At 65.8% G+C, this 18915-nt stretch carries 17 protein-coding genes; 6 read left to right on the forward strand and 11 right to left on the reverse strand.

Features of this window, described 5'->3' with window-relative positions; all coding sequences use genetic code 11:
• From AC21LY_RS20745 to AC21LY_RS20780, 8 genes are all read right to left on the reverse strand, one after another.
• The coding region (locus AC21LY_RS20745; RefSeq protein ID WP_489048462.1) for a GMC family oxidoreductase at positions 1–1257 on the reverse strand (1257 nt) is incomplete at its 3' end.
• A 126-nt stretch (positions 1258–1383) separates the two neighbouring features.
• The gene (locus AC21LY_RS20750) at positions 1384–2850 is read right to left on the reverse strand and encodes a peptide MFS transporter (protein WP_489048463.1); all 1467 of its coding nucleotides are present in this window, start codon (positions 2848–2850) and stop codon (positions 1384–1386) included.
• A 68-nt stretch (positions 2851–2918) separates the two neighbouring features.
• A complete protein-coding gene (locus AC21LY_RS20755) occupies positions 2919–3914 on the reverse strand; it encodes a hypothetical protein (RefSeq protein ID WP_489048464.1) in 996 nt (331 codons plus the stop codon).
• A gap of 41 nt (positions 3915–3955) precedes the next feature.
• The gene (locus tag AC21LY_RS20760) at positions 3956–4552 is read right to left on the reverse strand and encodes an ATPase (protein ID WP_489048465.1); all 597 of its coding nucleotides are present in this window, start codon (positions 4550–4552) and stop codon (positions 3956–3958) included.
• The gene (locus AC21LY_RS20765) at positions 4549–4929 is read right to left on the reverse strand and encodes a TA system antitoxin ParD family protein (protein WP_489048466.1); all 381 of its coding nucleotides are present in this window, start codon (positions 4927–4929) and stop codon (positions 4549–4551) included. The genes AC21LY_RS20760 and AC21LY_RS20765 overlap by 4 nt, the downstream gene beginning before the upstream one ends.
• A 102-nt stretch (positions 4930–5031) precedes the next feature.
• On the reverse strand, positions 5032–5721 hold the full coding sequence (locus AC21LY_RS20770; protein ID WP_489048467.1) for a DUF4352 domain-containing protein: 690 nt from the start codon (positions 5719–5721) through the stop codon (positions 5032–5034).
• A gap of 290 nt (positions 5722–6011) precedes the next feature.
• Positions 6012–6461, reverse strand: coding sequence for a riboflavin biosynthesis intermediates N-glycosidase (gene ybiA, locus AC21LY_RS20775; protein ID WP_489048468.1), 450 nt, complete (start codon positions 6459–6461; stop codon positions 6012–6014).
• Between the two features lie 2 nt (positions 6462–6463).
• Positions 6464–7357, reverse strand: coding sequence for a hypothetical protein (locus tag AC21LY_RS20780; protein ID WP_489048469.1), 894 nt, complete (start codon positions 7355–7357; stop codon positions 6464–6466).
• A gap of 252 nt (positions 7358–7609) precedes the next feature.
• Between AC21LY_RS20780 and AC21LY_RS20785 the strand changes: the two genes are divergently transcribed.
• Genes AC21LY_RS20785 through AC21LY_RS20810 form a run of 6 tightly spaced genes read left to right on the forward strand, consistent with a single transcriptional unit; the run spans position 7610 to position 15429 of the window.
• On the forward strand, positions 7610–9070 hold the full coding sequence (locus tag AC21LY_RS20785) for a type I restriction-modification system subunit M (protein WP_489048470.1): 1461 nt from the start codon (positions 7610–7612) through the stop codon (positions 9068–9070).
• Between the two features lie 2 nt (positions 9071–9072).
• Entirely contained in the window at positions 9073–10233 is a 1161-nt protein-coding gene (locus AC21LY_RS20790) for a restriction endonuclease subunit S (protein ID WP_489048628.1), read from the forward strand.
• Positions 10234–10238: 5 nt separating this feature from the next.
• Positions 10239–11153 carry a restriction endonuclease gene (locus AC21LY_RS20795; protein WP_489048471.1) on the forward strand — a complete coding sequence of 305 codons (915 nt, stop codon included), beginning with the start codon at positions 10239–10241 and terminating at the stop codon, positions 11151–11153.
• A gap of 4 nt (positions 11154–11157) precedes the next feature.
• On the forward strand, positions 11158–11979 hold the full coding sequence (locus tag AC21LY_RS20800; RefSeq protein WP_489048472.1) for a hypothetical protein: 822 nt from the start codon (positions 11158–11160) through the stop codon (positions 11977–11979).
• Between the two features lie 37 nt (positions 11980–12016).
• Positions 12017–14059: a DEAD/DEAH box helicase family protein gene (locus tag AC21LY_RS20805; protein ID WP_489048473.1), complete on the forward strand. Its 2043-nt coding sequence runs from the start codon at positions 12017–12019 to the stop codon at positions 14057–14059.
• The gene (locus AC21LY_RS20810) at positions 13969–15429 is read left to right on the forward strand and encodes a type I restriction-modification enzyme R subunit C-terminal domain-containing protein (protein ID WP_489048629.1); all 1461 of its coding nucleotides are present in this window, start codon (positions 13969–13971) and stop codon (positions 15427–15429) included. Before AC21LY_RS20805 ends, AC21LY_RS20810 begins: the two co-directional genes overlap by 91 nt.
• Before the next feature lie 116 nt (positions 15430–15545).
• On the opposite strand, the gene AC21LY_RS20815 is transcribed toward AC21LY_RS20810, so the two are convergent.
• From AC21LY_RS20815 to AC21LY_RS20825, 3 genes are all read right to left on the reverse strand, one after another.
• Positions 15546–16424: an intradiol ring-cleavage dioxygenase gene (locus AC21LY_RS20815; RefSeq protein ID WP_489048474.1), complete on the reverse strand. Its 879-nt coding sequence runs from the start codon at positions 16422–16424 to the stop codon at positions 15546–15548.
• A 208-nt stretch (positions 16425–16632) separates the two neighbouring features.
• Entirely contained in the window at positions 16633–17073 is a 441-nt protein-coding gene (locus AC21LY_RS20820; protein WP_489048475.1) for an HD domain-containing protein, read from the reverse strand.
• A gap of 233 nt (positions 17074–17306) precedes the next feature.
• The gene (locus AC21LY_RS20825; RefSeq protein WP_489048476.1) at positions 17307–18659 is read right to left on the reverse strand and encodes an LLM class flavin-dependent oxidoreductase; all 1353 of its coding nucleotides are present in this window, start codon (positions 18657–18659) and stop codon (positions 17307–17309) included.
• Positions 18660–18915: the final 256 nt, after the last annotated feature.

Consider the following 18915-nt stretch of genomic DNA (forward strand, 5'->3'; position numbering starts at 1 on the left):
GCCGACCAGCATCGCGTCCAGGTCCTCGGGCGCCTCGAAGTAGTTCGGCTCGATCGACGGGTGCCAGTCGGGGTTGTCCGAGCGCAGCCGCAGCCTGCCGCGGCTGGCCACGTTCACGAGCGTGGGCCCGCAGACGAAGCCCCGCTTGGTGGGCTCGTGCAGCATGTTGTCGTAGAAGCCCGAGGCCATGACGTGGTACTGCAGGTCGGGCAGGTCGAGGTCCTCGCGGGAGCGGAAGAAGCCGCCGGCCTCGCCCGCGTTCGACGCCAGCGGCCCGGTCCCGCGGACCTTCCAGCGCAGCAGGTTCTGCAGGTTCTGCGCCTCCATCAGATCGGTGGTCCCGTGCGTCTCGAAGATCACCGGCACGATGGGGTGGTCCTGCAGGTTCTCGCCCACGCCCGACAGCGCGACGCGCACGTCGATGCCGTGCTCGGCGAGATGTTCGGCCGGTCCGATACCGGAGAGCATCAGCAGCTGCGGCGAATTCACCGCGCCGCCGCAGAGGATCACCTCGCGGCGCGCCTTCGCCGTGTGGTCGACCGCGCTCTGCCGGAAGACCACCCCGCAGGCGCGGTCACCGTCGAACTCGATGCGGCGGGCCGTGGCACCCAGCGCGACCGTGAGGTTGGGCCGCGACCGCGCCGGCTCGATGTAGGCCTTGTCGGTGGACCAGCGACGGCCGCCCTTGCAGGTGACCTGGTAGCGGCCCGCGCCCTCCTGCTCGGCGCCGTTGAAGTCGGGATTGCGGGCCATGCCGTGGCTCGCCGCGCTATCCACCCAGGCATCGACGAGGGGGTGGGTGTACACCCGGTCCTCGACGTTGAGCGGCCCCGTCGTGCCGTGGAACCGGTCGGTCAGGCTGGTGTTCCCCTCGGCCTTCTTGAAGTACGGCAGCACCTCGTCGTACGACCAGCCGGCCGCACCGTAGTCGTTCGCCCACGCATCGAAGTCACCGTGATTGCCACGGATGTAGATCATCGCGTTCATCGACGAGCAGCCGCCGAGCGCCTTCATCCGCGGCCAGTACGCGGGCCGGTCATCGAGGTGCTTCTGCGGCGTGGTGGTGTAGTTCCAGTCCCACTTCGTCTTGAACAGCGCGGAGAAGGCGAGCGGGATGTCGATCTCGTCCGCATCCGCCTCACCACCCGCCTCCAGGAGCAGTACGGACACTCCCGGATCCTCCGTCAGCCGCGCGGCCACCACCGCGCCCGCACTGCCGGCCCCCACCACAATGTAGTCGTACTCGTCTGCCGGCAAATCCGCTCCTCGCGTCGTTTTATTAGGTGCCCATAAGTTACTCGCAAGTCGGGTGGTCGTGCAGGGTTTGGAACAGGATCGACGGTGCGGTGCGGGCCGCGCGGTGCTGTCGGTGGGGAGCCCTGGTCAGGCGGCGACCGCCGGCGCGAGGCGCTTGAGCGCCGGGGCCAGGGCCAGCACCACGAGCCCGATGCCGATCGCGGTGCTGCCCAGGATCAGGAAGTACGGCGCCTCGTCGTTCTGGTCGTAGAAGGTCGCGAGCCGGCCCGCGAGTGCGGTGCCGAGGCTGATCGAGAGGAAGTTCAGGGCCACCATCTGCGTGGCGAAGGCACGTGGTGCGAGCTTCGTGGACACGCTCAGGCCGACCGGGGAGATGTACAGCTCGGCGAGCGCGAAGATCAGCATGATGCCGAGCAGGCCGACGAGCGGGGCGGTGTTCGCGCCGGCCGGCATGAGCAGGAACGCCAGGAAGGCGACACCGATGCCGATGGTGCCGATCGCGAACTTCACCGGGGTGCTGGGCTGGCGGGGGCCGAGCGTGGTCCACAGCGCCGCGAAGGCCGGGGCGAAGAGCAGGATGTACACCGGATCGACGGACTGGATCCAGGACGCGGGGAACTCCCAGCCGCCCACCGTGCGGTCCAGTCGTTCGTCGGCGTAGACGGCGACGAAGGTGAACATCTGCTGGAACAGCGCCCAGAACGCGACCTGGGCGAGGAACAGGGGGATGAAGACCGTGACTCCGCGCCGCTCGGCACCGTCGACCCGGCTGCTGCGCAGGAGGAAGACGAAGTAGCCCAGGGAGATGGCGGCCACCGCGAGAATCATCGCGTCGACGAGGTTCCCCGCGGTGATCACGCCGAGCAGGATCAGGGCGACGATGGCCGCGATCGCGATCACGGCGCCCGCGGCGACGCGCCGGATGTCGGTGCGGGAGGCGGGGTTCGGCACCTCCTGGCTGATCCGCGGGAGCATGCCGCGGGTGAGGGCGTACTGGATCAGGCCCAGCGCCATGCCGACGGCGGCGAGCCCGAAGCCCCAGTGGAAGCCCGCGGCGTCCTGGAGGTAGCCGGTGAGCAGTGGGCCGATGAACGCGCCCAGGTTGACCCCCATGTAGTAGAGGGAGAAGCCCGCATCCCGGCGGGTGTCGCCGGGCGGGTAGAGGTCGCCGACCACCTTCGTCGCGTTGCCCTTGACGCCGCCGGCACCGACGGCGACCAGGGCGAGTCCGATCGCCACGCCCGCCGCGCCGGGGATCGCCGCGAGCGCGATGTGCCCCGCCATCACCAGGCACGCTGAGTAGAACAGTGTGCGCTCGGCGCCGAGCAGGCGGTCGGAGATCCAGGCGCCCGCGATCGTGGAGAGGTAGACGAAACCGCCGTAGGCGCCGACGATGCCCAGCGACGTGGCCTGGTCGAAGCCGAGGCCGCCCTCGGACGCGGAGTAGTACAGGTAGTACGCGAGGATCGCCTGCATCCCGTAGAAGGAGAAGCGTTCCCACATCTCGACGCCGAACAGGTTGACCAGCGGCCACGGGTGCCCGAAGAAGCGGGTGTCCGGCTTGTAGCTGCCGGCGAACTGTGGGGTGCTCATTTTCCGATGAAACCACGTATTCGCGCCGCCGTCCGGGCCGTGATCGCCGGGTACGGCGGTCGTCCGGGTCAGCGAAGCAGATTGGTGCGAGCGACCTGCTCGCGCAGGAAGTGGAACTGGGTGTCCAGGCTGGCCTGCAGGTCGCGCAGTTCGTCGGCGTGGGCCTGGAACCGGCGGGTGTCGGCCTCGTTCCCGACGGCGTCGCGGTAGAGCTGGTCGAGGAGCTCGCGGTGAGCGCCCGTGGTGGTGCGGTCGAGCAGTTGCAGGTCGGTCAGCAGGGCTTCGACGGGGCGGAGCTCACCCAGGTACTCGGCGAGCGCGGCCACGTGGTCGCGGAGCGCGCTCTCGGCCATGCGGGCCGCCTGGGTGTATTCGTCGATGTGGTGGGCCAGTGCCGGAGACACGGAGGATCCGCCCGTCGGGCGCGGAGTATCGGTGCGCATCCGCCAGACGCGGTACGCCCGGTGGCTGATGTCCTGCAGCGTCGCGTCGAGATTGATGCGGACGCGATGCTGGTCGAGGAGCGGGTTGTTCCACGCCGGTGAGCGGCGGATCTCCTCGGTGAGGAGCACCGCGAGGCCGAGGAGGCGGGTCTCCACGCGGGTTGCCCCCGGCTCGGCTTCGGGGTTCCACGCCGGCGTGCGTTCGGCCTGGAAGGGCCACGGGTTCGCCGCGAGCCGCGCCTTCTCGCTCGCGGCGAGGTGTTTCCTGTGCTGCGTGAGCTGCCACGCGCGGAAGGCCGCGAGGCCCGATCCGACGAGAAGGAGCGCGATCAAGCCGGCGTCGACGGCCTGTCCCGCGGCGATCACCGCGATCGTGCCGAGTACCCAGAGCCACGGCGATATCCCCCAGCGAGGTGGCCGTTGTGGGATCGACGACAGGTACGCGGGGTTGTTGCTCGCCGTGTACCGGCGGAAGGCATCATCGATGGCTACCGGCCGCGTGGCGACCAGGTACGCCGACGCGTCGCGCGCAGCCACCTGCGCCTGTTCCCTCCCCACCAGAACCGCATCCGCCGCAGCGGTCACCCGCGCGGCGATCTCCTGTGGCACCGTCTCCGCCATCGCGACCTCCTCCCAGGGCCTACTTCGAATGTACCGATCGATCAGGTTGCGGCGCCGCCCGTCGCCCGCCAGTACGCGGTCAGCTCGGCGGGAGCCCAGCCGGGCCACGATGCAGCGCCGAACGGCATGCCGTCGGCGAGCACCGCTACCTTGCGTGGGCTCCCCTTACGGCTGTTGTCGTAGAACGTCGCTGTAGTCGCGAGCTGTGCGGCTTCCACGACATTCGCCCACAGTCGTCGGTAGCGATCGCGGATCTTCTCCTCGGGCACGGAATGGCCACCTGCGTTCACCCGGTGACGAACCCGCTCGACGGACATGTCCTCGATCACCATCACGACATGAAGGTGGACCACGTACCCGTGGTCGATCGCCTTGCGAATGAAGTCGACCTTCGACGGATGTGAGAACACCGTCTCCGCGATGAACGATCGGCCGTCTTTGATGAACGCGTCGCGGGTAGCCTCCGCGACCTTCGCTGCGTCGTACGACCGCGCCTCGGCGTCGTCCGGCCACCGACGTTTCGCAATGATGTCGGCGTTGACGAACGGGAAGCGCGGCATCAGCGGTTGGAGGGCCAACTCGACGAAAGTCGTTTTTCCGGCACCGTTGGGACCGACGACGAGATGGATCTCCTTCACTGCGGGTTCTCCGAGATGACGACTTCTGTGCCGTCGGGGTGGTACTCCACCATGCGCCCGTGGTCATCGAGCGCGACGGTGACGACGCCCCTATCAGCGAGGACGGTGCTGAAATCGATGTTCCTGAGCCGCTCGGCGATGGCGACACGAATCTCAGCGTCGTAAGCTCTTCCTTCCTCGGCGGACAGTGCGTCTACTCCGATGGCCCCGGCGAGTGCTGCTTCGACGCGTCGCCGTGAGGCCGAGTCGTGAATCGAGACCTCGCGGCCGATCCGTGCCCAGTGGTTGACTTGTTCGGCAGTCGAGCGACCCTCGCGCTCGCCCTCGACGCGGGCGTTCTCGAAGACATCGTCGGCGATACGGGTGGGGTGCGGCATCTGGACTCCTCAGGACGAGATCGAAGCGTGTAGCACTATGCTACGTCTGCTGGTGGTGCTCCGGCTACTGCGCACTTCGCGGTAGCCGGAGCACCGTGACGACTACTTCAGCGTCACCTTTGCGCCGCCCGAGAACATCGAGTCGTGCAGTTCGATGGTCGCCGGGGTGGCGTCCTTGGGCATGTCGAAGACGACCTTGACCTGGACAGTGTTGCCGGGATTGATGTTGTCCCACACCGGCACGTCGGAGTCGCCGAGCGCGATCTGGGCCATCGAGTCGGACTCGAAGGTGCGGCCCTGCGCGTCCTTGAGCTTCTGCGAGCTGGGGGAGAAGCTCTGCGGCTTGGTGCCGATGTTCTTCACCGTCATCGAGACGATCACGAACTGGCCCTGCGCCTTCTTCGCCAGGTACGGGTTGTCGCCGACGTTCGCCAGCCCGGCCTGGACCCCGGTGACCACGAACTCGAACTTGCCGTCACGGACCGGCGTGTTCAGGCCGGCCGTCTTGGGGTCGGCGGTCTTCGGGTCGGCCTTCTGCGCCGTGGTCGCGCCGGGAGCAGTACCCGCCGCCGCGCTCGCATCGTCCTTCTTCTCGCCGCCACCCGTGGCGACGCTGACGACCAGCAGGAACGCGATCACGGCCAGGACGATCCAGGGCCACTTGCGCTTCTTCTTCGCCGGCGGTGCGGGCGGCGCGGGGTACGGGTAGGGCTGACCGGCGTTGTACTGGCTCGGGTCGTACTGGCCGTTGTTGGGCTGGCCGGGCTGCAGCGGGAAGGGCTGCTGAGACATGACGAATCCTCATTTCTAGGGATGGGGGAATCACCGATCGGCGGGAAGTGCCGATCGGTATGAATCGAGCCGTTGCCGGCTCCGGTGATCAGGTGATGACGGTGCGCCGAATGCGGACCGTCAGGATCGGTGACTGAGAGCGTCGATCGGAATGGTGTTACGTGTGGTCATTTCATCCTCCCCAGGACCTGATGGAGAGAGCATCGCATCGACCACTGACAAGTTTTCGCATCGACCTCGATCACCCGTCAGCGCGGGTTCTCCGCGCAGGTCGCCTCGGTGGCGCGGACTCAGCCAAGGACGAACTTCTGCTGAATCCGCTCATTCATCAGCAGCACACCGAGCGCGTTGTCGCCGTCGATCCGGCGGTGCCGGTCGCACGTGCACGACCCCCACGTCTGATCGTGCCAGGAGTTGCCTTCGATCAGGATCGCGCCGCCGGTGGCGACGAGCCGTCGCGCGAGCTCGGCATCGTCGAACTTGGCGGCGAGCACATCGGCCATGACGTCGAACCGGATGCGGTCCCAGTCGTCGACCAGGGCGACTGAGCGGCCGATTCGTTTCGCCTCCGCCGGGGTCGGAGCTGTGCGGATCCGCTCGATGCTGCGTTCGTCCGTGGTCTTCGCGGACATGAAGGCGTGCTCGGCACTCGGAAAGGCCTTGCCGCGGAACTCGACTCGCGCCGGGTAGAAGTTCGAGAGGAAGTAGTGGTCTCCTCGGAAGTTATCGATCACGCGCATGATCAGGCCCCCTGCTCGGGCAGGCCGAACAGCGTTGGGGCCAGGTAGTCGTTCGGCTTGAAGTAGAGGCTGTCCGGTGCCGACAGGTACGCCACGACGTCCAGGTCGCCGGACGGTGTGAGGTGGTAGGTCAGCTCGCACGTGGACCCGGGACCGCCGCGGTACAGGTTGTCCACGGCGTTGGCGAAGACGTTGACCTGACCCAGAATGTTGTCACCGTCCACCGGAATGAACAGGAGGACGTCACGAGTCGGAGCTGCCACGAGAAAACCGTGCTCGGCTGCAGTGAGATGCTCCGCCGCGAACGTGGCTACGTACAGCAGCCTCGACGGTGCGAAGAAGTCGTCGAACTCGAACGCGATGACTGCCGCATGCGACCCGTCGATCTCGAGGTCGAGGAGATCCGGTGTGGGCACCGGCAGGCGGTGCAGATTGTTAACGGCGATCCGCCCGACCTCGTCGACAGTGCCCAAGTGTCCGAACAACGATGAATCGCGTAGCTCGGCGACGTGCGTCGGGTAGTCCGCTGCGAAGATGAGGGACAGACCTGGGAGGATTTCTGCCATCGGGTAGTCGGTGTCCGCGTCGGTCGGGACGGTGCTCCGAATGAGGCGAGGGTAGATGTTCGCCTCCGTAACGTCTGTGTCGTGCGCCTCGCGGAGGCGATCCATGTTCGCGATCCACGCGTCGACCTCCCTGTGCCACTGGTCCTCGGGGACGTTCGCCACATGGGCGGCCAGGTTGGCGAGCCCGCAGATCGCGTCGCCGATCCGGTAGGCATCGTGGTCGTGCGGGGTGTGCGGAAGTCCGCGCGCGGCGCAGACCTTCTCGACGGTGCCTCGGAGGGCGATCGTCTGCGCGCGTGTGAGCGGCTCGAGTGTGCTGAAGTCGGTCATGGTGGTTCCTCGGGTAGTGCGTGCGCGGCGCACCGCGGCCGGCCTCCTTCGGACCAGCCGACCAGGATGCCGCGCACGTCTGACAGGTTCCAGATCTCACCAGGTTGCGGCGATGCTTGTCGCGCGATTTTCGGCGATCTCGAGACTTGTCAGTGCCTCCGTGCATTCTGATCGGCTGCGCTGGAGGTACCGGCCCGGCGAAGGAGAACCATGTCCGCAGACGGCGCCCGGCCCACCGCTACAGTTGGCCGCGTGATCACGGGAGAGCTGAAGAACAAGATCGACCGCGTCTGGGACGCCTTCTGGTCCGGCGGGATCAGCAACCCGCTCGAGGTCATCGAGCAGATCACCTTCCTGCTGTTCATCCGGCGGCTGGACGAGTTGCAGGAGCAGAAGGAGAGCCGAGCGCAGTTCGTGGGCGGGGGCATCACCGACCCGATCTTCATGCCCGACCAGGAGCAGTTGCGGTGGTCGAGGTTCAAGAACCTCGCGCCGTCGGAGATGTACGACGTGGTGAGCAAGGAGGTCTTCCCGTTCCTGCAGGGCATCGGAGGAGACGGGTCCACGTACTCCGAGCACATGAAGGACGCCCGGTTTACGATCCCCACGCCGGCCCTGCTGGCGAAGGTCGTGGACATGCTCGGCGACATCCCGATGGAGAAGCGGGACACCAACGGCGACCTGTACGAGTACATGCTCTCGAAGCTGTCCGCGTCGGGCACCAACGGCCAGTTCCGCACGCCACGGCACATCATCCAGCTGATGGTCGATCTCATGGCGCCGAAGCCCGGCGACGAGATCTGCGATCCAGCCTGCGGCACGGCCGGCTTCCTCGTGGCGGCCAGCGAGTACATCCGCGAGCAGCACCCCCAGGCCATGTCGAACGCGGAGCAGCGGAATCACTTCCACCGCTCGATGTTTCACGGCTACGACTTCGACAGCACCATGCTCCGCATCGGCTCGATGAACATGCTGCTGCACGGCGTGGATCAGCCGGACATCCGCTACCGCGATTCCCTGTCCGAGGGCGCCAGCGGCGATGCCGAGAAGTACACGCTGATCCTCGCCAACCCGCCGTTCGCCGGCTCGCTCGACTACGAGTCGACGTCCAAGGACCTTCAGCGCATGGTCAAGACGAAGAAGACGGAACTCCTGTTCCTCGCGCTCTTCCTCAAGCTGCTCAAGCCCGGCGGCCGGGCCGCCGTCATCGTTCCCGACGGTGTCCTCTTCGGCAGCACCAAGGCACACAAGGACTTGCGTAAGGCGCTCGTCGAGGACCAGAAGCTCGACGGTGTAGTCAAGCTCCCTTCTGGTGTCTTCAAGCCCTACGCGGGTGTGTCGACGGCGATCCTGCTGTTCACCAAGACCGACTCCGGCGGCACCGACGAGGTCTGGTTCTACGACGTCACTGCCGACGGCTTCTCACTCGACGACAAGCGAAACCCCGTGGACGCCAATGACCTTCCTGAGGTCCGCGAACGTTGGACCGAGCGCGCTGGTGCCGAACGCGAGCGAGCCCGCACCGACAAGTCCTTCACCGTGCCGAAAGACGAGATCGTCGCGCAAAACTATGACCTCTCGATCAACCGCTACAAGGAGATCGAGTACGAGGAGATCGAGCACCGCTCGCCGCTGGAGATCATCGCCGAAATCGAGAAGCTCGAAGGAGAGATTGCAGGTGGACTGGCGGAACTGAAGGCGATGCTGTCATGAGGATGGTGCCACTTGGGGAAGTAGCAAAAGTGGTCTCGGGTGCGACCCCGAAGACAGGTAATCTCGAGTTCTGGGGTGGGGAAATACCGTGGGCTACGCCAGCGGATCTGAGTAGTCTGCCAGGTTCTTCGATATCTAAGACTCCGAGGAATCTTACGGTCGAAGGTCTTCGGAGTTGTGCAGCGTCGTTGCTGCCGCCTGGATCGGTGCTATTGAGTTCTCGAGCGCCGATCGGGTACGTTGCGATCAACAGTGTTCCTATGGCGACGAATCAGGGTTTTAAAAGCATGATCCCAGGAGAGAGTCTTTTTGGAAGATATCTTTACCATTGGTTGAAGTCGAACACTGCGTTACTGCAGGCGCTGGGTAACGGTGCAACATTTAAAGAACTATCGAAGCGAACTGTCGAATCGATCGAGCTGCCTCTGCCTTCGCTTGAGGAGCAACATCGTATCGCCACGATCCTTGATCGGTCATCTGACATCGTCGGTTCTTACCGTCGTCAAAACATGAAATGCGAGGAAGTCAAGACCTCGATATTCATCGAGATGTTCGGCGACCCTGTGCGTAATCAACTCGGCTGGGAGAGGGCGACTCTCGGCGATGGTGTCGCTGAGATGAAGTACGGTCCGCGCTTTCATGACGAGAAGTACGCTAATGAAGGAGTGCGGATTGTCAGAATTACTGACTTGGACTCAAGCGGCAAGTTGCGATTCGACTCTATGCCTCGCGTGTCGGTGTCCAATAGTGATCGGGCAAAGTATTTGCTGGAGCCTGGTGATATTGTGTTCGCCCGCACGGGTGCCACCGTGGGTAAAGTGGCTTTGATTGAAGCAGCGGATCCTCCCTGTATCGCGGGTGCCTACTTTATTCGAATGCGACTTAGGGGCAATCTTTTGCCGGGCTACGTGGTTGCGGCGCTGCGTACCCCCAGTATTCAGGCAATAATAGCGACGTTGTCCAGGCAGGCTGCGCAGCAGAATTTTAGCGGCCCAGGGTTGCGGGCGCTCCCATTGCCGATTCCGCCGATTGAGCTGCAACATCATTTTGTTGAGAAAATGAAGCGCATAGACAACATGTCGAGTTGGTGGCGTCAGCGGGAGGACTTGGCAGAGCAACTCGTTGGCGCGCTACGTCACCGGGCGTTTCGGGGTGTGCTCTGATGGTGATGCCGACCTGGGATGAGTTCATGGCGCCGGTGCTGCGTGAGCTGCAGTCTGGTCAGACCGTGAAGCGCCGCGACCTGGAGGAGCGTGTCGTCGCGGCCGAGCGGCTGTCGGAGGACGAACTGGCCGAAACATTGCCATCCGGCCAGCTGAGATACCGCAATCGGATTGGTTGGGCCACGTCGTACCTCGGGAGGGCGGGCGCGATCAGCCGGCCTACCCGAGGGCACTACGCGATCACTGACGCCGGACGGAAGCTCCTCGCCGATCACCCGAACGGGATCAGCGAGAAGGCGCTGCGCGCCTTCGTCGGCGATCCCAACGCGTCGCACACCTGGAAGGCGCTCCAAGGTATCGAGGCACGCGAAACCGCCATTACGTCCGATCCCGAGCCGGTGACCGCACTCGACCCCGAGGAACAGATCGCCGACGGCATCGGGCGGATCAACGCCACCGTCGCCGATGAACTCCTGACCCGGTTGCACGACAACAGCCCGACGTTCTTCGAGCAGACGGTGATCAACCTCCTGGTCGCGATGGGATACGGCGGCGCGGGCGGTAAGGCCACCGTCACCCGTGCTTCTAATGACGGCGGGATCGACGGAATCATCGACCAGGATGCGCTGGGGCTGAGCCGTGTCTACGTTCAGGCCAAGCGGTACGCACCCGACAACTCGGTGGGTCGGCCGGAGCTGCAGGCGTTCGTGGGCGCACTGAGCGGTAAAGCCGACGGCGGAGTCTTCATCACCACTGGCAAGTTCTCGAAGGGCGCCGTCGAGTACGCCGAGGTCGTGCCGACCCGCATCATCCTCATCGACGGTGCGCGACTCGCCGGCCTCATGATCCGCTACGGCGTGGGCGTGCAGGTCAAGCAGACACTGCAGATCGTCGAAGTCGACGAAGACTTCTTCGAGTAGCGGCATGGGAGCACCAGCATTCTATGTTCTGCGAGACGAGGAGGGGCTTCGTGCTCGTTTCGAGCGATCGGGCGCGTTCGGGGCAGCTCATGTCGCGACCGTCGGCGTCGACGATTTTCGTGGCTACCTCGAGTACCCAGTCTGCGCTGACCTAGCGGTCGATCAGTGGGAATCCTTGGAGGGAGGGATTCTGGTCGATGCGGTCACCAGAACAGTCGCCTGGCACACCGCGTTCTGGGACCTCGGGAGTGCACGTATCGAGTACGACGTGCTGCGCAGGGCGTATCCAGGGTGGACAGTCCAGTGGGCGGTCGAAGGGATGTGGTCTTTCGCCGACGTTCTGGGGATTCCTCGACAAGACGTGCGGCACCGTCAGGACATAGGACTGCAGGATCCGTACGACGAGAAGATCGGCGGTCCGTCGTGCGTCATGACCATTCGTGAATCGGGAGAACCGAGATCGATCGGCCTGCCGTATTATCTGTGCTCCGTCGCCGATGCGGTCAGAGTCGGTCCGGAGGTTGCGATGCAGTTGTGCGCAGAGGAATTCGATACCGAGGATGTCGAGTTCGGACTGTGCGTCGACGTAGATCGTCGCTCTGTGGCCTGGTGGACGTGCATGTGCGAAGAGGGCGTCTACCCTGCGGCGCAGGCGCTGTGGCCCGGATGGACTTTCACGTGCATAGGGGATGACTTCGAGCGGCACAACCGGTTCGCGGGACGGCGTATCGCAGAGTTGTACACCGAGTTGCAATGTGACGATCCGACGGTGTTGGCGGACCCGGTGCCATGTGTCCGGCCGGAGGGGCTGTCGTCCTACCGGTGACCGGGTAGGTTCAGTACCGAGCGGAAATGGAGACTGGATGGGGAACTTTGACTTCGTTCGCACCGCGCTGCCGTCGGTGTTCGGCGACTGCGCGCGGGCCGAGTCGTACCTGGTCTCGGACCCGCGGTCGGCGTGCTTCTACAGCCGCCGCGCCGTCGAGCACCTCGTGCACTACCTGTACGACCTGAACAAGATCCCCACGCCCTACAAGGACGATCTCGCGGCACGCATCGGCGACGCCAAGTTCAAGGCGATCGTGCCGCTCGGAGTCATTCAGAAGCTGACTCTCATCCGCAAGGTCGGCAACGCAGCCGTCCACGAGAACCGCGCCGTTCGCCCGGACCACGCGATCGCGTCGCTGCGCGAGCTGTTCCACGTCGTCGTCTGGGCGACCTTCAACCAGTCCAGCCATCCCGAGCTGGCCCCGACGAAGTCTCAGTTCGATCCCGCACTCGCGGCTCGGGCCGCGCCGCTGTCGCGGGCCGAGGTCGCGAAGCTCTCCGAGAAGTTCGCCCAACAGGATGCGGTCCTCGCGCGGGAGCGCGAGGAGAAGGAGGGGCTGCAGAGGGAACTGGAGGAGCTGCGCGCGCAGGTGGCCGCGGTACAGGCCGCCAAGCAGGCGACCGACGATCACGACTACGACGAGGCGCAGACCCGCGACGAATTCATCGACCTGCTTCTGGACGAGGCCTCATGGACGATCGGCACCGCGACGGGGCCCGGGCGCGTGACCACCGAGTTCGAAGTCACGGGAATGCCCAGTCCCACCGGCAAGGGTTACGTCGACTACGTACTCTGGGGCGCCGACGGTCGCCCGCTCGGACTCATCGAAGCCAAACGGACGAACAAGAGCCCCGAGGTGGGGCAGCAGCAGGCGAAGCTGTACGCGGACTGTCTCGAAGCACGGTTCGGTCAGCGACCCGTGATCTTCTACAGCAACGGGTACGAGCACTGGATCTGGGACGACGCGAGCGGGTACCCGCCGCGACCGGTCCAGGGCTTCTACACACCCGATGAACTCGGCCTCGTGGTGCAGCGACGAAGCACCCGGAAGACGCTCAGCGCCGTGCCGATCAGCAACGACATCGCGGGGCGCTACTACCAGACCCGAGCGATCAAGGCCGTCGACGACGCCTTCGAACAGAAGAACCGTCAGGTCCTGCTGGTGATGGCGACGGGCTCGGGCAAGACGCGCACCGTCATCGCCCTGGTCGACCAACTCATGCGCGCGAACTGGGCCAGGAGGGTCCTGTTCCTCGCCGACCGGACGGCACTGGTGCGGCAGGCGGTGAACGCCTTCAAGGCGAACCTGCCGGACGCGACCACCGTGAACCTGGTCACCGAGAAGGCGACCAACGGCCGCGTCTACGCCTCGACCTACCCGACCATGATGAACCTCATCAATTCCGTGGGCGAGTCGGGCCGGCGGTTCGGGCCCGGACACTTCGATCTCATCGTGATCGACGAGGCACACCGCTCCGTATACGCCAAGTACGGCGCCATCTTCGACTACTTCGACGGTCTGCTCGTCGGGCTCACCGCGACGCCGAAGGACGAGGTGGACCACAACACCTATCGGCTCTTCCATCTTGAAGACGGCGTCCCCACTGACGCCTACGACCTGGATGACGCCATCAACGATGGGTACCTCGTACCGGGGAAGAACGTCCCGGTCGGGACCAAGTTCATGCAGCAGGGCATCCGCTACGCCGATCTCTCGGAGGCGGAGAAAGAGCAGTGGGACTCCATCGACTGGGGTGACGGCGACGTCCCGGACGAGGTGGGTGCTGAGGAGCTCAACAAGTTCCTGTTCAACGAGGACACCGTCGACAAAGTGCTCGCCAGCCACCGGCGACTTCGTCGGCGAGATCCAGGTCCTCGGCACGCTCCGGGTGCCCCGCAACGATGGCGGACGGCCTCAAGGTGGCCGGCGGAGACCGGCTCGGTAAGTCGATCATCTTCGCCAAGAACCAGGCGCATGCCGAGTTCATTCAACAGCGGTTCGACCTGCAATGGCCCCATTACGCTGGGCAGTTCGCCCGCGTCATCACACACGGCTCTCCCTACGCCGAGAGCCTGATCGACGACTTCACTATCGCCGACAAGGCGCCGCACATCGCGATCTCCGTCGACATGCTCGATACCGGGATCGACGCGCCGGAGATCGTCAACCTCGTCTTCTTCAAGACCGTGCGCTCGAAGACGAAGTACATGCAGATGATGGGCCGTGGCACCCGCCTGTGTCCCGACCTATTCGGGCCTGGTGACCACAAGACGGAGTTCCTGGTGTTCGACTTCTGCGGGAACGACGAGTACTTCGGCTCCGGGCTGCCTGGGAGTGAGGGGAGTACGCAGAAGTCGCTATCGCAACGTCTGTTCGAGGCGCGGCTCGGTCTCGTCGTTCAGCTGAAGGACGCCGAGCCTGCGCTCCGGGCTTCGACCGTGGGCGCGCTGCACGAGTACGTCGCGGGAATGACAGCGGACAACTTCCTCGTGCGACCCCATCGGAAGGCCGTCGAACGGTTCAGTGAGCGGGGCGCGTGGGCGGAGCTCTCGGCAGAAGCGCAGGAGACGGTCCTCACCCTCGCGGGGCTCCCGTCGGGGGTGACCGACTCGGACGAGAAGGCCAAGCGGTTCGACCTCCTGATCCTCCGCGCGCAGCTCGCCTCCCTCGAGGGCGACGTCTCAACCTCGGACAGGGTCCGTGAAGCGGTTCAGGACATCGCAGCCTCCTTGCTGGCGAAAGCGAACATCCCCGTCGTGCAGGCTCAGATCGAACTGATCGATGCCGTCAGCGGAGACGAGTGGTGGGTCGACGTGACTCTGCCCATGCTGGAATCCGCCAGAATCAAGCTGCGATCGCTGGTTCAGCTCGTGGACGCTGTGGTGCGTAATCGCGTGTATACCGATTTCGAGGACGAACTGATCACTCGGATCGCCACTCACCTGCCGAGCGCAACGCCGGGTACGAATCCTGAACGGTTCAAGGCGAAGTCGTCGGCGTATCTCCGCGAGCACGAGGACAACGTGGCCCTGCAGCGCTTGCGTAGGAACCGGCAGCTGACTCCTGCCGACATCGAGGCCCTTGAGGGCATGCTGGTGTCGTCCGGTGCGAGCGATGTCGATCTTGCCTGGGCGCGCGAGCAGACCGGTGGCTTGGGCCTGTTCGTCCGCTCGCTGGTTGGTCTCGAGCGCTCGGCCGCTGTCGAAGCGTTCGGGCAGTACCTGGACGATTCGTCACACACTGTCGACCAGATCCGGTTCGTCGAGATGATCGTCGACGAGCTGTCCACGAACGGCTTCGTGGACCCCCGGCGACTGTGGGAGGATCCCTACACCGATAGGGCACCCGGGCCCGATCACGTGTTCCCGGGGGAGCAGGTCGGCGAGATCGTCACGATCCTCAAGCGGATCAAGGGCACCGCTGCGCCGGAGGCCGACGCGTCGTAGTCCGAATATCGTCAGCGTGGCGCCGTCTTCCGAGCCGCCGCGGAGCCCGTCGTGATCGTCGTGCGGTGATCGACCACCCGCTACCGCGGTCGCCCTTGCGGCGGTCCGGGCGTCCGTCACGACGGTTGCGTCCGGGTGTCCACCCCCACGGGGAGGGAGACGCGGTAACCGGAGTTCACATCGCCCGTGACGGTGGCCAACTGGTGCGCGGCACCGTCCTCGCCGAAGACGCCGTCGGAGGTTAGGGACACCCGACTCAAGGTCCGTACCGAGGCTTCGTAGCTGGGTGTGGAGTAGACGGCGTCGCACACGTTCTTCGGGAAGGCCAGCTGCGAGGTGGCGATCGCCCTGGTCGAATCGGTGATTTCCGCGCGGTCGCGGTAGACCTCGAAGTGGATGTGCGGCCACCGCCCCTGATAACACGCGGGGAAGATGCTGGAGAACCGGACCGTCCCGTCACCGTCGGCGATCTGCACGCCGCGCAGGTAGTTCTGGTCCGTCACCCCTTCGGAGTACAGCGAATACCGACCCTCGCGGTCGCAGTGCCACACGTACACCGCCGCGTCGGCGAAGGGCACGCCGTCCCGGGCGAGATCGCGCACGGTCAACTCGAGCGTGATCGGGACACCCTCGGCGGTACCGTCCATGTCGCCGAAGCTCGAGCGGATGTCGCTGCGGATCACTCCGGCCTGCTCCAGCACATCGGGTCCGTTCGACCCGTCGCCGGGATAGGGACCCGCCGTCTCGTCGGGGATCTCCGCCAGGCCGGTCGCGTCACCGGCCGTCGACGGTGCGGTGGAGGTCGAGGACGACTGCCCGGCCTCGGTGCTCGCGCCGGTCCCGCACGCGGCCAATCCCAGTCCGACGGTGCCGATCCCGAGCAGCGACAGCATTCGCCGACGGGTGGTCAGGGTGTCCAGGTCGAAGCCGAGGCCCTGGTCGACGACCTCAGCTTCGGGGCGGGGGAGGATTCGTCCGTGGTACGTGCGACGCATGGTCTCTCCAACTTTCTCGCTTCGGGCGGGGTTGCTCTCCGCGTCGAAATGAACGCTAACGACCGAATCGCCCCTTTGGCTCGGAAGTCGCTGTGAGAGCGCTGGGATGCCGGCAACGGCTACGAGCCCACCGCGACGGGGGGCAGGTACACAGCCGTGCCGTTCGGGGTCACCGTCGACGTGGAGCGTACGGCGAGGCCGGGCGTGCTTATGCCCCTGCGCGGGCGCTCAGGGCCGCGAGTGCGGAGGCGTACTTGGCGCGCAGGCGGTCCTGCGTCACGGAGTCCAGAAGGGCGAGGCGTGCGGGATCGGTGCTGTCGCCGATGTCCGCGAGCTTGACGGCCAGGGCGATCGGGTCGGTCCGGATCGCCGCGTAGTAGTCCTCGCTCGGCACGTCCTCCCGGCGGGTGAGCAGCCGGACGGCGGCGATCACCTCGTCGGGAATCCCCGCTGCGGCCAGCTCCTCCGCCGTCACGGACGTGTCCTCGAGGACATCGTGCAGAAGTGCGGTGGCGCGGTTCTCGGCCGTCTGAGGTCGCACCCGCGCCGCGACCCTGCGCGGATGGGTGATGTAGTCGTTCCCCGCCTTATCGGTCTGCCCTCGATGGGCAGTTTCGGCGATGGAATCGGCGATCGCGTCGATGGTCATGTCATGCCTCCCTCTTTCCTCACATACTGGGACAGGGGGCTGACAAGTCGGCTGTCGCTGTGGGAGCCGGTCGAACAGGGAGGCGCCCGCCTGAGTAGGTGTCCGCGCGGACACAGCGGTCGGACGATGTCATCACTCACCTCCGCTCGGTCCTGTCATCCCCGGGGTACGACGGCGCCGAGCGGAGCGTCGCGTATGGGACGGAGCCCCCGGGATCCTCAGCAGACCGGTACTCAGCCCGCCTTGGCCACCGCACGCGGCGCGAACGGGTCGGCGGGGAGGTCGAGGTGCTCGCGCAGGGTGCGGCCGGTGTACTCCTTGCGGAACAGTCCACGGCGCTGCAGTTCGGGCACCACGAAGTCGACGAAGTCGTTGAACGTTCCGGGGGAGCTGGCGGCGGAGAGGATGTAGCCGTCGGCCTCCCCGCCGGTGAAACCCTCCTCGATCTGATCCGCGATATCCGCCGCGGTGCCGACGAACTGGGGGAGCAGCACGCCCTGCGCGTAGAGCTTGCCGATGTCGCGCAGCGTCAGGTTGTCCCGCTCGGACAGGCGCCGGGCCACGTCGAACAGGCCCTGCGTGCCGCCGACGGTGACGTCCTCCACCGGCTTGTCGAGGTCGTACTGCGAGAAGTCGTGGTCGGTGTGGACGGACAGTGTGATCAGCCCGGAGACGGGATCGGCCAGCTCGTTGTGGAACTGTTGCTTCTCCCGCGCGATCGACTCGGTCTCGCCCACGAACGGGATGAACGAGGGGAAGATCTTCACGTCCTCGGGGCGCCGGCCGAAGTTCACCGCGCGGGACTTCACGTCGTCGTAGTAGGCCCGCCGACCCTCGGGCGTCGGATCGATCTCGAAGATCGCCTCCGCCCACTTCGCCGCGAAATCCTTGCCGCGACCCGAGGATCCGGCCTGGATCAGCACCGGTCGGCCCTGCGGCGACCGCGGGGTGGGCAGGGGACCGCGGGTGCGGAAGTGCTCCGACCGCCGGTCCACGGCGTGGATCCGGGCCGGATCGGCGAAGACGCCGGACTCCTTGTCCTGTACCAGCGCGTCCGGCTCCCACGACGCCCACAGCTCGACGGCGGTCTCGACGAACTCCTGCGCCCGCACGTACCGCAGGTCGTGCTCGAGGTGCTCGTCGTGCCCGAAGTTCAGCGCCTCCGACTGGCTCAGCGAGGTCACGATGTTCCACGCGATCCGCCCGCGGGTGATGTGGTCGAGGCTGGAGAAGATCCGGGCCAGCTCGAACGGGTGGAAGTACGTGGTGGACTTGGTGATCGCGATCCCGAGTCGCGACGTGACCGCGCCGATCGACGCGGCCACGATCGACGGGTCGAGAGTCGCCGAGGCCTGCGTCCCGCGGCGCAGCGACTCGTCGATGTCGTTTCCGAACCGCGTGGGGACGGAGAGCAGGTCGGCGAAGAAGAGGAAGTCGAACCGGCCGCGCTCCAGGATCCGTCCGATCCGGTGGTAGTACTCCGGCGTGAGGAACGCCGGATCGGAGGCGGGGTGGCGCCATGCGGCGTGCGAATGCGTGACGTGCGAGGCGATCTGGAATCCACCGAGGTGGAGCTGGCGGGTCATGGCGTTCCTTCCGTCGGGCGGTTCCCTGCAGTCTGTCCAGGCCCGACGGTGCCCGGAACCGTTGCGATCCCGGTGGCGCTAATGCCCGCGGGGAGCACCCAGAACTTGTCGGACGGTCGTCCTCTACCGGGACGACGGTGGAACGGTCCGGCTGGAGGTTTCGCAACCGGCGGGGTTCGACAGTGGAACGGGGCAGTTCACGGGCTGGACGGTCCGCGTGCTGCTCGACGACCGGCTACCGGGCGATCGCCGCCGC

Source organism: Tsukamurella sp. II2bb (assembly GCF_057815145.1).